14 protein-coding genes are annotated in these 15,763 nt (G+C 61.9%); 11 read left to right on the top strand and 3 right to left on the bottom strand.

Translation table 11 applies throughout. The features are described from left to right. Positions 1 to 130 precede the first annotated feature (130 nt). The 3 genes from modA to OHL18_RS14540 all read left to right on the top strand — a co-directional run bounded on the left by modA (position 131) and on the right by OHL18_RS14540 (position 2,526). Positions 131 to 907, top strand: coding sequence for a molybdate ABC transporter substrate-binding protein (gene modA, locus OHL18_RS14530; protein WP_263375565.1), 777 nt, complete (start codon positions 131 to 133; stop codon positions 905 to 907). A 133-nt stretch (positions 908 to 1,040) separates the two neighbouring features. Further along, complete coding sequence (gene modB, locus OHL18_RS14535; RefSeq protein WP_317890499.1) at positions 1,041 to 1,805, top strand: molybdate ABC transporter permease subunit; 765 nt, start codon at positions 1,041 to 1,043, stop codon at positions 1,803 to 1,805. Then, positions 1,798 to 2,526, top strand: coding sequence for an ATP-binding cassette domain-containing protein (locus OHL18_RS14540; protein WP_263375566.1), 729 nt, complete (start codon positions 1,798 to 1,800; stop codon positions 2,524 to 2,526). The genes modB and OHL18_RS14540 overlap by 8 nt, the downstream gene beginning before the upstream one ends. A 96-nt stretch (positions 2,527 to 2,622) precedes the next feature. On the opposite strand, the gene OHL18_RS14545 is transcribed toward OHL18_RS14540, so the two are convergent. Continuing rightward, on the bottom strand, positions 2,623 to 3,690 hold the full coding sequence (locus OHL18_RS14545) for a UDP-N-acetylmuramate dehydrogenase (RefSeq protein ID WP_263375567.1): 1,068 nt from the start codon (positions 3,688 to 3,690) through the stop codon (positions 2,623 to 2,625). A gap of 156 nt (positions 3,691 to 3,846) precedes the next feature. Here OHL18_RS14545 and OHL18_RS14550 point away from each other — a divergent pair, with 156 nt between their 5' ends. The 3 genes from OHL18_RS14550 to OHL18_RS14560 all read left to right on the top strand — a co-directional run bounded on the left by OHL18_RS14550 (position 3,847) and on the right by OHL18_RS14560 (position 7,480). Continuing rightward, complete coding sequence (locus tag OHL18_RS14550) at positions 3,847 to 4,272, top strand: BrxA/BrxB family bacilliredoxin (RefSeq protein ID WP_263375568.1); 426 nt, start codon at positions 3,847 to 3,849, stop codon at positions 4,270 to 4,272. 116 nt (positions 4,273 to 4,388) lie between these two features. After that, positions 4,389 to 5,549, top strand: coding sequence for a sigma-54-dependent transcriptional regulator (locus OHL18_RS14555; RefSeq protein WP_263375569.1), 1,161 nt, complete (start codon positions 4,389 to 4,391; stop codon positions 5,547 to 5,549). 158 nt (positions 5,550 to 5,707) lie between these two features. Further along, complete coding sequence (locus OHL18_RS14560) at positions 5,708 to 7,480, top strand: DUF885 domain-containing protein (protein ID WP_263375570.1); 1,773 nt, start codon at positions 5,708 to 5,710, stop codon at positions 7,478 to 7,480. Positions 7,481 to 7,482: 2 nt separating this feature from the next. Here OHL18_RS14560 and OHL18_RS14565 read toward each other — a convergent pair whose 3' ends face one another. Further along, entirely contained in the window at positions 7,483 to 8,076 is a 594-nt protein-coding gene (locus OHL18_RS14565; protein WP_263375571.1) for a nucleoside deaminase, read from the bottom strand. A gap of 216 nt (positions 8,077 to 8,292) precedes the next feature. Between OHL18_RS14565 and OHL18_RS14570 the strand changes: the two genes are divergently transcribed. From OHL18_RS14570 to OHL18_RS14585, 4 genes are all read left to right on the top strand, one after another. Beyond that, positions 8,293 to 9,024 (top strand): SDR family NAD(P)-dependent oxidoreductase, encoded by a 732-nt coding sequence (locus OHL18_RS14570; RefSeq protein WP_263375572.1) that lies wholly within the window; start codon positions 8,293 to 8,295, stop codon positions 9,022 to 9,024. Positions 9,025 to 9,109: 85 nt separating this feature from the next. Next, positions 9,110 to 9,973 carry a pyrroline-5-carboxylate reductase gene (proC, locus tag OHL18_RS14575; RefSeq protein ID WP_263375573.1) on the top strand — a complete coding sequence of 288 codons (864 nt, stop codon included), beginning with the start codon at positions 9,110 to 9,112 and terminating at the stop codon, positions 9,971 to 9,973. A 148-nt stretch (positions 9,974 to 10,121) separates the two neighbouring features. Continuing rightward, positions 10,122 to 11,066 carry a COX15/CtaA family protein gene (locus OHL18_RS14580; RefSeq protein ID WP_263375574.1) on the top strand — a complete coding sequence of 315 codons (945 nt, stop codon included), beginning with the start codon at positions 10,122 to 10,124 and terminating at the stop codon, positions 11,064 to 11,066. 212 nt (positions 11,067 to 11,278) lie between these two features. Next, on the top strand, positions 11,279 to 11,608 hold the full coding sequence (locus OHL18_RS14585) for a hypothetical protein (protein ID WP_263375575.1): 330 nt from the start codon (positions 11,279 to 11,281) through the stop codon (positions 11,606 to 11,608). Positions 11,609 to 11,670: 62 nt separating this feature from the next. On the opposite strand, the gene OHL18_RS14590 is transcribed toward OHL18_RS14585, so the two are convergent. After that, the gene (locus OHL18_RS14590; protein WP_263375576.1) at positions 11,671 to 13,998 is read right to left on the bottom strand and encodes a glycoside hydrolase family 31 protein; all 2,328 of its coding nucleotides are present in this window, start codon (positions 13,996 to 13,998) and stop codon (positions 11,671 to 11,673) included. A 137-nt stretch (positions 13,999 to 14,135) separates the two neighbouring features. On the opposite strand from OHL18_RS14590, the gene OHL18_RS14595 reads away from it, so the two are divergent. Further along, entirely contained in the window at positions 14,136 to 15,749 is a 1,614-nt protein-coding gene (locus tag OHL18_RS14595; protein WP_263375577.1) for a DUF5597 domain-containing protein, read from the top strand. Positions 15,750 to 15,763: the final 14 nt, after the last annotated feature.

The following is a 15,763-nucleotide window of genomic DNA, read 5'->3' on the forward strand; positions in this document are numbered from 1 at the left end:
TCGCGGCCAGGTATCTCCGACCCGCAACCAGTGCATCGTAAGCTATGTGTATCGAATGTCATTGTCCCCTCTAGTCTATTGCAATCGCCGGAAGCGACCAACCCATCCACTGCAACAATTGGGCCAATTCATGCGCAATCGTTCCGCGTATCTCGTCGCCGTCTGCGCTGCAGCCGTGCTCTGCTTCGCAGCCAACTCCGCCAACGCCCAGGCTAAAGAGATCCGCGTCGCCGCCGCCGCCGACCTTCAATCCGCGCTACCGGCCATCGCCCAGCGCTACGAGGCCAGGACCGGCGTGAAGCTCGTCGTCAGCTACGGATCATCTGGAACTCTGGCGACTCAGATCCTCAACGGCGCCCCCTTCGACCTCTTCCTCGGTGCCGACTACGTCTTCCCCGAAAAGATCGTCGCCGCCAACCTCGCCGACTCGAAGGACGCCATTCCCTACGCCAAGGGATCGCTGGTCCTCTGGGCGCGCAAGGACAGCCCCCTCCAGCCTTTGCACCTCGAAGCCCTCTCCGACCCACGCGTCCAGAAGATCGCGATCGCCGACGAGCTCCGCGCTCCCTATGGCCGCGCGGCCGTTTCCGCCCTTACCAAGCTCAAGCTCTACGACCAGCTCAAGCCCAAACTCGTCGTCGCGGAGAACGTCGCCCAGGCCAGCCAGTTCGTCCAGTCCGGCAACGCCCAGCTCGGCTTGATCTCGCTCACCACGGCGATGTCGACCACCTTCAAGGACCAAGGCACCTACGTCCTCGTCCCCAACATCTATCCCGAGATCCGCCAGTGCGCCGTCGTCATCTCCAAATCCGACCGCCGCACCGAAGCCCACGCCTTCCTCGACTGGCTCCGATCCTCCGAGATCCAGGCCGAACTCCCCAAGCTAGGCCTCGACCCCGTCCAGTAGGAATCTCCGTCAGGACGCCTGTAGCCTTAGAGCTCTGACATCCCCAACAACAGCCCGGGTGCCCCATCCATCGCAGTCTCTTCGCGATGGGTGGGACGTAAGAAGTCGACTCCCCCATTCATGCGGCTTCATCTTGAGTGAGAACTCGCGCGAAGCACGAACCGCCGTCCCTGCTCCCTGTTCCCTTATCCCTCAATTTAGACTTACCCACAGCATGGACATCCCTGCTCTCTTCCTAACGCTGCGGCTAGCACTCTCCACCACCGCGATACTCCTGGTAATTGCGATCCCGATCGCCTGGTGGATCGCCTCCGGCTCCAGCCTCACCCGCGCGCTCACGCAAGCCATCGTCGCCCTCCCATTAGTCCTTCCCCCGACTGTCCTCGGCTTCTATCTCCTCGTAGCTCTTGGGCCGCTCACCGCTCCAGGACGCCTCATCACCCACCTGCTCGGCCACCCTCTGGCCTTCAGCTTCTCCGGACTTCTCATCGGCTCGCTCCTCTACAGCTTTCCCTTCGCCGTCCAGCCGCTGGTAGCCGGATTCACCGCCGTGGACCGCGCCTACCTCGAAGCCGCAGCTGGCCTCGGCATCCCTCCGCTTCGTCGATTCACCAGCATCGCTGTTCCACTTACACGTGGCTCGCTCCTCACCGCCGCCGTCCTCACGTTCACTCATACGGTTGGTGAGTTCGGCGTCGTCCTCATGCTTGGCGGCAACATCCCCGGCGCCACCCGCACGCTTTCCATCGCCCTCTACGACCAGGTCCAGGACTTCAATTACGCCGCCGCCAACCGCACCGCCGCGCTTCTGCTCGGCTTCGCCCTTACCGCACTCCTCGTGATCTATCTGTTGCCGGCAAGTCGCCGCAGCAACGCCCTGCGAGACGGCCTTGCCTGATCCCCGCCCCCACCTCTCCTGCGAGATCCGGCACCGTCTCGGCACCCTCAATCTGGATGTCGCCTTCGAACTCAGCCAGCCTTGGACCGTCCTCTTCGGTCCCTCGGGTAGCGGGAAGAGCACCATCCTCCGCGCCATCGCCGGCCTCGCCAGGCCACACCACGCCAAGATCGCCCTGCATCACAACGGCAACGCTCAAACCATTTCCGACACCAGCGCTGGCGTCTTCCTGCCACCCCACAAACGCCGAGTGCGTTGGGCTGCCCAGCACGCCGCGCTCTTCCCCCACATGACCGTCCGTGAAAACCTACGGTATGCCACCGAGACAAGAGACGCTGACTCGGATCGAGCGGCAGACCTTGCGCTCGAACGCTTTCATTTAAAGAAGTTCGCGGACAGCAGACCAGCAACCCTTTCTGGTGGCGAACAACAAAGAGTCTCCGTAGCCCGCGCCGCTATCGCCGCCAACGGTCGCCTGTTGCTCCTGGACGAACCCTTCACCGGCCTCGACACCCCGCTCCGCGATGCTCTCCTCACCGACCTGCAAGAGTGGCTGGCCCTCTCGAAGACGCTCGTCCTCTCGGTAACCCACGACATCGCTGAAGCCTTCCAGCTCAACGCTGAAGTCCTCAAGCTCCACGAAGGCCGCATCCTCCAGCAGGGTCCCGCTGCTGAGGTTCTGGCCGAAGAGCGCTTACGCCTTCTTGCGCAGCTCAGCTAATGCTCGTCTTAGGGTAGGGCACCCACTAACTTCGGGGCGCAAGGCAAAGTTCCCAGAATGAATGAGTTACGGAACATCCCTCTTGCAAGATCTTGATTACAGTGAACTTGCCGGGGAGCTGAGACGGCGCGAATCTCCCAGAATGACCGGTTCCTGCTCGAGCTGCACGCTGAAGCGTTCCTCTACTCGCCGCACAATCTCGTCCCGAAGTGCCACAATCTCTCCAGCCGTAGCTCCTCCGCGATTTACCACCGCCAGCGTATGACTCGAGGAGATGCCCGCCCGCCCCATCGCAAATCCCTTGTGAAATCCCGCCTGCTCCACCAGCCACGCCGCCGCCAGCTTCACCTTTCCTTCACCAGCGTCCCAATAAGGAACTGCACCCTCCGCGGCATCGGAAATTCTTTGGAATACAGCCGAAGACACGACGGGATTCTTGAAGAACGATCCCGCGCTTCGGCAGTCCGCCTCGCCGGGAACCAGCAGCATGCCCTTCCCATGCCGAATCTCCCGCACAGCTTGATAGACCTCCATCGGCGTCGGCGACTGCCCCTCAAACCGCCGCTGCAACTCTGCATACCTCAACTCAACCCTGAGCCGCCGATCAAACCGGAACGTCACCGACGTCACCACATACCGCCCGCGAGCCGTCGAGTTGAAGATGCTTCGCCGATAAGCGAATCCACACTCTGCGGCGCTCAACGAGACGAACTGCATCGTCGTAAGATCAAGGGCCCGCACCGACACGATCGTCTCCGCGACCTCCTGCCCGTACGCTCCGACGTTCTGCACCGGCGTTCCGCCCACCATCCCCGGAATCCCCGCCAGGCACTCCACGCCGCTCAAGCCGCGCTCGCATGTCGCGAGCACAAACCCGTCCCAGTCCATCCCCGCAGCCGCCTCTACCTCGACCGCATCGTTTTTTTCGTCAAACGCCAGCGAACCGGCGATTTCCATCCGCAGCACCAGGCCGTGGAATCCGTTATCCCCAACCAGCAGGTTGCTGCCGCCACCCAGCACAAAGACCGGCAGCGCCTTCGCCCGCGCAAACTCCACCGCCTCCACCAGACCGCCTTCGCTGCGAACGCGAACCAGGTACTTCGCCGCCCCACCCACACCGAGCGTCGTAAGCGGCCCCAGCAAAACATTCTCTTCAATCGTCACCGATTGAGACTACAACAGCCCGGCGCGCATCAGAACCCTGCTGGCGCACCGTCTCCCAGTTGGCGCGGCGTTTCCCAGTTGGCGCGGCGCTGCTCCAGCCCTTACAATCAAACGTGACGCCAGCGTTAACGGCTTGAAGAAAGCCAAGGAGAAAACATGTACCCAGAGATGATGCTGATCCCGATGCGCGAGGAACTCACCCGCGCCGGTCTCAAGGAAGCCCGCACCGCCGCCGAAGTCGACTCCGCGCTCGCCGAACCCGGCACCACCATGCTCGTCGTCAACTCTATCTGTGGTTGCGCCGCTGGCAAGATGCGACCCGGCGTCCGCCTCGCGCTGCAGAACGCGACCCAGCCCGACCACAAGGTCACGGTCTTCGCCGGCCAGGATCGCGAAGCCACCGAGAAGGCCCGCAGCTACTTCGGTGGACACCCGCCGACCTCGCCCGCCATCGCCATCCTGCGCGACGGCCAGCTCGTTTACCTGATGCAGCGCTCGGCCATTGAAAGCTCGACTGCTCCGGCCATCGCCCAGGAACTCGCCCGCGCCTTCGACACCTACTGCGCGAAGACCACCGCCTAACCGTAACGATTCAGCACGTTCCATAGCGGCCGGTGCCCATTGCGGTGCCGGCCGTTACCTTTTGTCGCCAACCCGCTCATCCCTGCGGACTTGTCTGCCGATACCGTCTTGAGCAGATGAGCGAATACGACCACTCCGTCAGCACCTCGCGAGCATACGCTCCAGCGCTCCGCCAGCACCTCGAAGATCCCGGCCTCTGTGCGCTCGAAGACTATGTCTGCCTCACCGGCGACAGCTTCGCGATGCGCTCCCTCCGGGCCCAGCTTCGACGCGTCTCGCCCCACTTCCGTGTCGCCCTCATCACCGGCGAGACCGGAACCTGCAAGGAGACCGTCGCCCTCGCCCTCCATCGCGTCTCCGCCGACTCCGACGGCACCTTCTCTACCCACACCGCAGCCTCGCTCCTCGAACTCCTTCCCAGCGTCTCCGCCCAGGTTCGCGCCACCCTCCGCAGCCTCGGTTCGCCGTCTCGCTCGTTCCGGCTGATCCAGTCCAATGGCGTTGCGGCCATCCTGCAAGCCGTCCCAATGCGCCCCGAGCCCGTCCCCGATCCGCGGCCTGAATTCCGGCCCGAACTCCTCCCCAACTTCACCGGCCCCGGCCGCACCCTTTTCATCCGCGGTGTGGACGAACTCTCCACCACCCAGCAGGTCCAGCTCCGCCAGACCCTGCAGCGTCTCTCCAGCGCCCGCATCGGCCCGGAACGCCCTCGCATGATCTTCTCCGCCGGCCGCGATCTCCGTTCCCTGGCCGGTGCGGGACAATTCGACCGCAAACTCTACCGTCTGATCTCCGCCGTGGAGATCCTCATCCCCGCCCTGCGCTCCCGGCTCGAAGACATTCCCCTGATCACCTGCGCCATCCTGGGCCGCTGCACTCCCGAGGGCTGCCATCCTACGGCTGCCTTCGATGGCCGCGCCATCGCCCAGCTTCAGGCCCACGACTGGCCCGGTAACGTTCGCGAACTCGAGCGCGTCGTCGAGCTTGCCCGTCCCCACAGCGAAGACGGCGATCCAGACTGCCCCGACGGCGTGATCGAGGCCGCGCATCTGCCTCCGCTCGGCGAGTTCGCCCAGGAAGAACGTCCCAGCCAGATCGAAGCCCGGGTCGAGCGCCTCGACGACGTCATCCACAACCACGTCCTCGACGTCCTTCTCCGCTGCAACGGCAACAAGGTCCGCGCCGCCGACCGCCTCGGTATCAGCCGGTCCACCCTCTACCGCATGCTCGAAGCTGGCTCCCCACCCGACCGAAAAAAGCCTAACTCGGTGCCCTGATCGAAGCGCCGTCTCGTCGCACCACATTTAACCTCCGAGTACAACTCTGTGCCCCATTCATCGCGCCTCTGTCTTTCGCGATCAGTGGGTCTCGCCACGAACGCCAGTGGCAACACTCCGCCACGATAGACTGAACTCTCATAACCTCCGAGGTCTGCGTGAAGAGTCTCCTCCGTTCCACTGTCGTCGCCGCCATCCTTGCCACCACCGCGCTCTTCGCATCAGCCCAGGCAGCCCCGTCCGCCGCTCAGCGCAGCAAGGACCTCGCTGCCCTCTTTCACGACATCTGGGAAGACAATCTCAAGCACTCTCCCGAGTACGCTTCCACCCTCGGCGACAAGCGCTACAACGACCAGCTCTCCGACTACTCTGCGAGAGAAGTCAACGCCCGGCTTGAGCGTGGCCTTGGCTACATTGCACGCCTCTCGATGATAGACACCACTGGCCTCTCCGACCAGGAACAGCTCTCCGCCGACCTCATGCTTCGCTCTCTCACCGAAGAGCAGGAGGCCGCCCGCTTCAAAGAGTGGGAGATGCCGGTCGACCAGTACACCGGCTTCCATCTATCGTTCTCGCACCTCCTCGAAAGCTTGAGCTTCGACTCCGTCAAGGACTACGACGACTACATCGCCCGCCTCAAGAAGTTGCCCTTAGCCTTCTCGCAGCAGATGACCAATATGCAGCTTGGCATCGACGAAGGCCGCATGCCGCCTCGTTACATCCTCGAAAAGGTCCTCACCCAGACCCAGTCCATCGCTGGCACAACGGCCAAAGACAGCCTCTTCGCCGAACCGCTGAAGAAGTTTCCAAAGTCCATCACCGCAGCCGAACAGACCCGAATCTCCGCCGACCTCCTCGCCGCCGTCTCCAATGACGTCCTGCCCACCTACCAGCGCTTCGCGAAGTTCCTCTCGACGACCTACATCCCCGCCGGGCGCAAAGATCCCGGCGCATGGTCTCTCCCCGACGGCGACGCCTACTACGCCTTCTGCGTCCGCCGCAGCACCACCCTCGACAAATCCCCAGCCGAGATCCACCAGATCGGCCTTGACGAAGTAAAGCGCGACGAAGCCGAGATGCTCGCCATCATCCACAGACTCGGCTTCTCCGACCTGAAGACCTTCAGCGCCGCCCTCAAAGCCAACCCCAAAGAGCACCCGCAGTCGAAGCAGCAGCTCCTCGACCTCTACACCGGCTACATCGCGGCGATGAAGCCCAAGCTGCCCGAACTCTTCGGCCGCCTGCCCAAGGCACCGCTCGAAGTGATCGCCATGCCCGACTCCATCGCTCCCGGCAGCCCGCCGGCCTACTACGACCAGGGCACCGCGGACGGCAAGCGTCCGGGCCATGTAGACGTGAACCTGCTCAACTTCTCCGACCGCCTGCTGACCAACGTCGAGGTCATCAGCTACCACGAAGGCGTCCCCGGCCATCACCTGCAGATATCCATCGGGCAGGAGCTGACCGGCCTTCCCGACTTTCGCAAGCAGTCTTCCTACACCGCTTTTGTTGAAGGCTGGGCGCTGTACAGCGAACGCCTCGGTAAGGAGATCGGCTTCTACCAGGACCCCTATAGCGACTACGGCCGCGTCGAAGCCGACATGTGGCGGGCAATCCGATTGGTCGTGGACACCGGCGTCCACTCCCAGCACTGGACTCGTCAGCAGGTCATCGACTACTTCCATGAGAACTCCGCCATCGACGAGCCCACCGTTCAGTCCGAGACCGACCGCTACATCGCGTGGCCCGGGCAGGCACTCGGCTACAAGATGGGGCAGTTGAAGATCCTAGAACTACGCAAGCGCGCGCAGGATGCCCTCGGCCCGAAGTTCAACCTGAAAGCCTTCCACGACGAAGTCCTCGACTCAGGCGCTCTACCGTTGGATGTTCTCGACAAACGCATCACGGCTTGGATCGCCACGCAGAAGTAAGGTCACTTCCACTTCTTCATCACCGCCTGCATCTTCGCATTCGTGAACAATTCCAGTGCCCGCTCTCGCTCAACGGGCCCCGTCACCGAGCACTTCAAATCCGTCCTTCGCGCCACCTCCACCGACGGAATCATGATCTGGTGACCGAACCGCGCTGCATCCGCGATAGTCGCGCCGTACACCACGCGGTCGAGCTCAGCCCACAGGCAACACGCCATGCACATCGGACAAGGCTCGCACGTCGTATACAGCGTGTAACCCTTCAGGGACCACGCCTGCAGCTTTGCGCACGCCTTCCGGATGGTTACGATCTCGCCGTGCCCGCTCGGGTCATGGTCTTCGCTCACTCGATTCACCGCGCGCATCAGCGATGCGCCGGTCGCGCTGTCAAAGATCTCCGCCCCATAAGGCACCGGATGCGGTGTATCCATCGTCGTCATTGTGAACGCGATCAGTGACCGCATTCTCTCTGCATCGAGCGACGTTGCCGCGGTCGTCGTCACGACGCCGCCCTCGGCAGCAGGCGCGAACATGGAAGCTCCCGCCACCGCAATCCCGCCTCGCAGAAACCTCCGCCGCGATCCTTGCTTATTCAAACTCCGCACAGATCTCACCTCTAAGTGATTGCCCTGCTACTCGGCTCGGCATCGTGGCAATATATCAGACACGACTTTTCTGGCCATGCGGGTGCGCAACCAATAGTTCATAGATACAGAACTAATGAATCTCGAGAATCGCCGCCACCATCCATTCAACTGAACGCACGCCGGGCAACAAAGTTCAAACGCAGCAGACAAATCAGGAGAATCGCAATGGGAAAACTTGACGGAAAAGTAGCGGTCATCACCGCAGCCACCTCGGGCATGGCCCTCGCCACCGCAAAGCTCTTCGTCGAAGAAGGCGCCTACGTCTTCATTACCGGACGCCGCCAGGACAAGCTCGATGAGGCTGTAAAAGCCATCGGCCGCAACGTCACTGGCGTCCAGGGCGACGCAGCCAACCTCGCCGACCTCGACCGCCTGTACGAAGTCGTGAAGAAGGAGAAGGGCAAGATCGACATACTCTTTGCCAGCGCCGGGCAGGGCGAGTTCGGCAAGATCGGCGAGATCACCGAGAAGCACTTCGACGATATCTTTAACCTCAACGTCCGCGGAACCCTCTTCACCGTGCAGAAGGCTCTTCCCCTCTTCACGGACGGCGGCTCCATCATCATGAACGGCTCTATCGCTGGCATTAAGGGCTTCCAATCCTTCGGCGTCTACGCCGCCAGCAAGGCCGCCGTACGCTCCTTCGCGCGCACCTGGCTCAACGACCTGAAGGACCGCAAGATCCGCGTCAACGTCATCAGCCCCGGCCCCATCGACACGCCCATCCTCGACCCGCTCGGGCCCGATGCGAAGGCGCAGTTCACATCCATGATCCCGCGCGGAGAGATCGGCCGCCCGGAGGAGATCGCCACCGTCGCCCTCTTCCTCGCCTCCAGCGATTCCAGCTTCGTCAACGGCGTAGAACTCTACGTCGACGGCGGCATGTCTCAGATCTAACCTCAACAACTCTGGGTATCCCATATCTGGCAGCTTCATCGCCAGATGTGGGAGCCCAGGCGTCTCAGTCTGATAGCCTTTCCAGATGAGCACGCAAGAAGAATCCTTCATCACCCCCGCCGCCATCCCGCCTACACTCCCCGGCCTCCGCGTAGCCGTTCTTGGAGCGGGCAAGATGGGCGGCATCCTGCTCCAGGCCTTTCTCAAGAACAACCTCCTCGCACCCGAGCAGATCGTCGCCACGGTGCAGCACTCGGAGCGCGCCCTCGCACTCTCCGCGCAGTTCGGCGTCGAAGTCATCACCGACAACCTCGAAGCCGCCCAGCGCGCCGACGTCATCCTCATCGGGGTCAAGCCCATCCAGGTCCCGGCACTTATCGAGACCATCAAGCCCGCGTTGACGAAGGAGAAGCTGCTGCTCTCCTTCGCCGCCTCGGTCACCACCAAGTCCATCGAAGAGGCGTCCGGAATCGACATCGCGGCGATCCGCGCGATGCCCAACACGCCAGCTATGCTCGCCGCCGGCATCACGGCGCTCTGCGCCGGCCGTTTCGTCTCCGAACAGCAGATGGCCATCGCCCAGCGCATCTTCCAGACCGTAGGCCGCACCGTCGTCGTCGATGAAAAACACATGGACGCCGTCACCGGTCTCTCGGGTTCCGGCCCCGCCTTCCTCTACATCATCATCGAGGCCCTCGCCGAAGCCGGCGTCAACGTCGGCCTGCCTCGCGACGTCGCCACGCTGCTCGCCGCGCAGACCACCTACGGGTCGGCCCGCATGGTGCTCGAGACCGGCTACCACCCAGCGCTGCTGAAGGACGCCGTAACCACCCCCGCCGGCTGCACTGTAGACGGCATCCTCGAATTGGAAGAAGGCGGCCTTCGCGTCACCCTCATCAAAGCCGTCAAACGAGCCACCCAGCGCGCCAAGGAACTCGCCGCGGGCTAACCCTCTCTTGGTTCGTCATTCTGAGCGAAGCGAAGAATCCCCGCATTCGCTTTGGCCCTGCAACAAGAATCGGGTGCCCCATCCATGCGGTTTCCCCGCATGGGTGGGACGGACACCGTCACCCCGCCCACAGTCGTAGAATGTCGGTATGGCAACGGCAACCGTAGTCGCCCCCGCAAAGAATACCCGAGCCGTGGCCCGCTTCGCCTGGGTCACGCTCTGCTTCTTCATCCTCGTCGTCCTTTGGGGAGCGGTCGTGCGCGCCACCGGCTCCGGCGGAGGCTGCGGCAGCAACTGGCCGCTCTGCAACGGAGACTTCGTACCGCACCACCCGCGCCTCGCCACCGTCATCGAGTTCACCCACCGGTCCACATCCGGCATCTGCACAGCCCTGCTCGTCGTCCTCGGCATCTTCACCTTCCGCGTTACTCCGCGCGGCCACCGCGCTCGCAACGCTGTCCTCTGGGCCGCCTTCCTGCTCGTCACCGAAGCTCTCCTCGGCGCGATGCTCGTCCTCCGCCACTGGGTCGAAGCCAACATCTCCACCGGCCGCGACATCGCCCAGTGCATCCACCTCACCAACACCATGCTTTTCATGGCCGCACTCGCGCTCACAGCTTTCTACCTGACACCAGACACGCACCCTGTTGCGTCATTACGCTCGTCGCGCCCAGCCGCGGTAATTGCCATCGTAGCCACGCTCTTCATCGCCGCCACTGGCTCGCTGGCCGCTCTCGCCGACACGCTCTTCCCCTCACCCAGCCTCGCCGCCGCCTTCGCATCGGATATGTCCTCAGCCTCACCCATCCTCGTCCGCATGCGCTGGATGCACCCTGCGATGGCGATCATCGGCACCGTTTGCGTCCTCCTCATGCTCCGAGTCACCGGACTTCGCAGCCCGCTTGCCCGCATCGTTGTCTCTCTGTTAGGCGCGCAGTTCGTTCTCGGCATAGCAGATGTCCTGCTCCTCGCCCCTATCTGGATGCAGGTTCTCCACCTGCTAGGCGCAGACCTCTACTGGATCGCCCTCACATTGCTAGCCGCAAAGCTCATCTGGCCCGCCACTAACGACCATGCGAGCCAAGTCGCATGAGATGGCTTGATCAACGAAGCTGGACAAGCCTCGATACTGCTGACTCCATCGTAATCACGGTTGTCCGCGATAGAGGTCTGCTCAGTTCTCTGGTAGGTCCATTGATGATCTTCTTTGTATTTTCCGTGGCCTACCATTACCGGAGTTGGTTTTGGTTCGCTTGTGGGGTTATCGGCCTCGGGTCAACCATTGCCGATTGGCTGCATGGCAATATGACACAGCTTACCGTGACTACTCGCGAACTCACCGTCCGAGGAAACGTGGGGAAGACGTTCGACGACAGCGTCTGCGTCAGCGCTCACGGTCTGAGCTCGCTCGCGTACTATAACGGCGGCGAGGACGATCCCTCAGGCCTCTATGCTTTTAGCGGATACTCTCAGAGCTGTCTTATAAGTGGCTTGAACGAGCGACAAGCTACGGAGGTCGCACTCCTCATCTACAAGCGGTTCCCTGATCTGGAATCTGGCGATACGAACAGTGGTTCGCTGCTCTTCGGAAATAGAGGTGAATTGATGAGTCTTGGACTCTCAAAGCCCAAGTGACCAGGGCGATACTCCGCCCCACTTAGCCAGACTCACCTAGCCGCCTGAAGCGGAAAGCTTCTTTACTTCCCCACCACCTCCACCGTAGCCCCGGTCCCGCTCAACTTCCCAGCCGCATCATCCCACTTCAACTTCGTCACCTCGAACTTGCCCTGTTCATACGCATACGTCTTGCCATCATCGTTATAAAGTTCGAAGCTCGCATCCGATCCCGGATACACCTTTACCTTCGCGATCTTCTGCACCTCGTTCGTGCTCTCTACATAGGAGCCCATGGGCAGAATCGACCCCGCTTTCACAAACAGCGGCAGCGTATCAATCGGCGCATTGACGGAGATCGTCTGCCCGCCATGCACCTTCTCGTTCGTCCAGAAGTTGTACCAGTCCGTCCCCGCCGGCAGATAAACCTCGCGTGTCGTCACGCCCTGCTCGGTCACTGGAGCCACCAGCACCGCCGGGCCAAACATGTACTCATCGCCAATGTTCGCCACCTTCGGATCGTCGCCAAAGTCCATGAACAGGCCACGCATAAAGGGCGCTCCCGTCATATGCGTCTTGTAGCCAAGCGAGTAGATATACGGCATCAACTCATACCGCAGCTTCAGATACTTCTCCAGGATCGGCTCCGCCTGCTTGCCATACGACCACACCTCGTTGAACTTGCGTCCGCCGTGGGTGCGGAAGTTAGGCTGAAACGCTCCGTACTCGAACCACCGTGTGTAGAGCTCCGGATAGTCATCGTAGTGATTGACATTCTCGCGAGCGTCCGAAGGATCGAGCAGCGGCGTCCGCTCTGGCTTGTGGAAGTACGGAATGTCCTGCCATCCGCCAATGTCGGTGCTCCAGTAGGGCGACCCCGAAGCCACAAAGTTGATGCCCGTCGGCACCTGCCGCTTCAGCACGTCCCAGGTCGGGCTGATGTCCGACGACCAGAAGATCGCCCCGTTATGCTGCGCTCCAAGATACGAGTCACGAGCCAGAATCAGCGCCCGCTCCTTCATGTCGCGCCTCATCCCGTTGTAGAACGCAGCGGTATGAAACAGCGGATAGACGTTGAAGAACTGCGTCCCCGGCCCAACATGGAAGTAGCTGTTGCCAGGGCTAAGGTCCGGCTCCGTCTCATCCGCCCAGAACGCGTCGAAGCCCTTCTTCACATAGTTCTCGTTCACTATGTTCCAGTACCACTTCGCCGCGTCGGGATTCGTCGTATCGATGTCCGATCCAGCGAGGTCATACGGCAGTCCATTGGTCGGCGTGCCATCGGCCAGCTTCTCAAACCAGTCGTTCTTCTTGATCGTGTCGTAGAACCGGCTCTCCGGAACAAAACGCGGCCACACGCTGATCATCACGTGGAAGTTCATCGCGTGCAGCTCTTTGTTCATCTCCACCGGGTCCGGCCACATCGCGGGGTCCATGTCCATCTGGCCCATCTTCGTGTACGTAAACCAGTCGATCACCAGGTCATCGATCGGCAGATGCCGGTCGCGATATCCCTTCGCCACGGCAAGAATCTCCGCCTGGCTCCGATACCTCTGCTTGCACTGGATATATCCATACGCCGACTTCGGCAGCATGGGCGTATCCCCCGTGAGCAACCGGTAACCCTCGTAGATCTCGTCATACGTCTTACCCGCAATCACGAAGAACGAGACCCGCTGCCCCACGTCCGACACGAAGTTCGTCGAGTCGTTGAACGCGAAGCTGGCCGTGGTCTTCGATGGGTTGTCCCACAGAATTCCATAGCCCTTATTTGTAACCACGAAAGGCACACATACGCTTTGCCCGCCAGGAGCGTTGTAGTCATGCTCGCAATGCACGACGTGTCCACGCCGGTCGAGGTAGCCTTCCTGGTTCTGCCCCAGCCCATAGTAGTGCTCGTCTTTTTGCGCGGAGAAGTTAGCACCCACGGTAAAGAAAGGCTTGTCCGTCGGACGGCGGTCGTACTCAACGTCATATGTTCCGTCTTTGTGGTTCGGGATCGCCATCTGCCATCCGCCCATATCCACAAGCGTCTTTCCCTCCGGCGTCTTGAAGCTGATCCCCACATACGGCGCGGAACCCGAGAAGAACTTAGAAGTCTCGGGCATCGGGCCGCCTGGGTGTGGCGGCGGAGTCACCGTCACCACCATCCGCGACGACCGCAGCACATCTCGCTCTCCATCCTTCGCAATCGACCATCCCTCCGGCATCGCCTTCGCGACGATCCCGTACCCCGGCGCAGCCAGTGCCTCCTCCTTCATCAGGCTCAGAGTCACACGCACGACATTCGGCGCGTACGGCTCGACCATCACCGTCGATTTGCCTCGTTCCAGCGTCAACTTCTGTGCCGGGACTGTCGAAGTTGCAAGGAAAGTTCCAAGAAGGGACGCTGCTAAAACGATTTTTGTCATAAGGGGTTTCCCACAACAATCTAAACCGCGAAAGACATCTCTGTACAGACACGAACGCCCGGGTGCCCCATCCATGCCCTCTCATCGCATGGTCGGGAAGCAGAAAGTCCATGCGAAAATCTGCGAAGATACTCCCTATGCTTCGCACAACCATCGCCGCACTCGCCCTCGCCGCGACCCTCCATGCCCAGGCACCTCAGAAGACTCCGCGCAACCCCATGCCCGCCCTCGTCGAACGCGACGGTCGCTTCGCCCTCATGGTTGACGGAGCCCCGTACCTGATGCTCGCCACGCAGGTGAACAACTCTTCGGCGTTCGCAGCGACGATGCCCGAGGTCTGGCCCGCCGCCGAGCAGTTGCACATCAACACCCTCGAAGCTCCCGTCTACTGGGAGACCATGGAGACAACCCCAGGCCACTTCGACTTCGCCCAGGTCGACATGCTCATCGACCAGTCCCGCCAGCACAACGTCCGCCTGGTGCTGCTCTGGTTCGGCACCTGGAAGAACGGCAGCGGCCACTACTTGCCGCAGTGGATGAAGCTGGATGAACAGAAGTACCCTCACGTCGTCACCGCCAAGGGCGTCGCCGTGGATTCGCTCTCGCCGCACTCGAAGTTCACTCTCGAAGCCGACAAGCGAGCCTTCACCGCACTCATGCGGCACCTGAAGGAAAAAGACCCGCAGCACACCGTCATCATGGTGCAGGTAGAGAACGAGTCGGGCACCTACGGTACCGTCCGCGACCACTCCGCCACCGCCGACGCGCTCTTCGCGCAGCAAGTCCCGGATGTTGCGTTGAAAGCCATGGGCAAGTCGCAGTCCGGCACCTGGCAGCAGGTCTTCGGCGACGATGCTGACGGCATCTTCCACTCCTGGTACGTCGCCAGTTACATCCAGCAGGTCGCCGCCGCGGGCAAGGCAGAGTATCCGCTCCCCTTCTACGCCAACGCCGCCCTCCGCGATCCCATCCACCCTGGCAAGCAGGGCAGTTGGGAATCCGGCGGCCCCACCGACGACGTGCTCGCCCTGTGGAAGGCCGCCGCCCCCAGCATCGACGTCCTCGCCCCCGACATCTACATGGACGAACACAAGAAGTACACGGCGGTCCTCGACCTCTACTCCCGTCCCGACAACGCTCTCATGGTGCCCGAGACCGGCAACTCCTCCGACTTCGCCCGCTTCTGCTTCGAGGCCATCGGCCACGGCTCGCTAAGCTGGTCACCCTTCGGCATGGACTTCACCGGATACGCCAACTATCCCAACGGCGCCGCGAAGATCGATGACAAGCTGCTGAAGCAGTTCAGCTTCAACTTCGCCGATCTCGCTCCGATCTCCCGCCTCATCGCCCGGCTCAACTTCGAGGGCAGGGTCAAAGGCGTAGCGGAAGACGAAGCGCCTGACGCAAAGCACGTCCAGCGCCTCGACTTCGGTGACTGGACCGCCGTCATCTCCTACGGCCTGCCCCAGTTTGGCGGATGGACGCCCGCACCCGGCAACAAGCCCCCTACCGGCGAGGCCCTCGTCGCCCAGCTAGGCCCCAACGAGTTCCTCGTCACCGCCTACAACGCCCGCGTCGACTTCGAACCCAAGGCGCCGGGCAAGCAGCGCCAGTGGCTCGCCGTCGAAGAAGGCAACTACACCGGCCAAAAGTGGAATCGGGCACGTATATGGAACGGCGACCAGTCTGACTACGGCCTCAACTTCCTCACCGGGCCGCAACTGCTCAAAGTCACCGTCGCCACCTACTGATCGCCGAAGTCTGT

The sequence above is a fragment of the Granulicella aggregans genome (genome assembly GCF_025685565.1).
Taxonomy (GTDB): Bacteria; Acidobacteriota; Terriglobia; order Terriglobales; family Acidobacteriaceae; genus Edaphobacter; species Edaphobacter aggregans_B.

Coding starts and splice junctions, on each gene's coding strand:
- modA (WP_263375565.1), top strand. CDS start 131: ATGCGCAATCGTTCCGCGTATCTCGTCGCCGTCTGCGCTGCAGCCGTG.
- OHL18_RS14550 (WP_263375568.1), top strand. CDS start 3,847: ATGTACCCAGAGATGATGCTGATCCCGATGCGCGAGGAACTCACCCGC.
- OHL18_RS14555 (WP_263375569.1), top strand. CDS start 4,389: ATGAGCGAATACGACCACTCCGTCAGCACCTCGCGAGCATACGCTCCA.
- OHL18_RS14570 (WP_263375572.1), top strand. CDS start 8,293: ATGGGAAAACTTGACGGAAAAGTAGCGGTCATCACCGCAGCCACCTCG.
- proC (WP_263375573.1), top strand. CDS start 9,110: ATGAGCACGCAAGAAGAATCCTTCATCACCCCCGCCGCCATCCCGCCT.
- OHL18_RS14580 (WP_263375574.1), top strand. CDS start 10,122: ATGGCAACGGCAACCGTAGTCGCCCCCGCAAAGAATACCCGAGCCGTG.
- OHL18_RS14585 (WP_263375575.1), top strand. CDS start 11,279: ATGACACAGCTTACCGTGACTACTCGCGAACTCACCGTCCGAGGAAAC.
- OHL18_RS14590 (WP_263375576.1), bottom strand. CDS start 13,998: ATGACAAAAATCGTTTTAGCAGCGTCCCTTCTTGGAACTTTCCTTGCA.
- OHL18_RS14595 (WP_263375577.1), top strand. CDS start 14,136: ATGCTTCGCACAACCATCGCCGCACTCGCCCTCGCCGCGACCCTCCAT.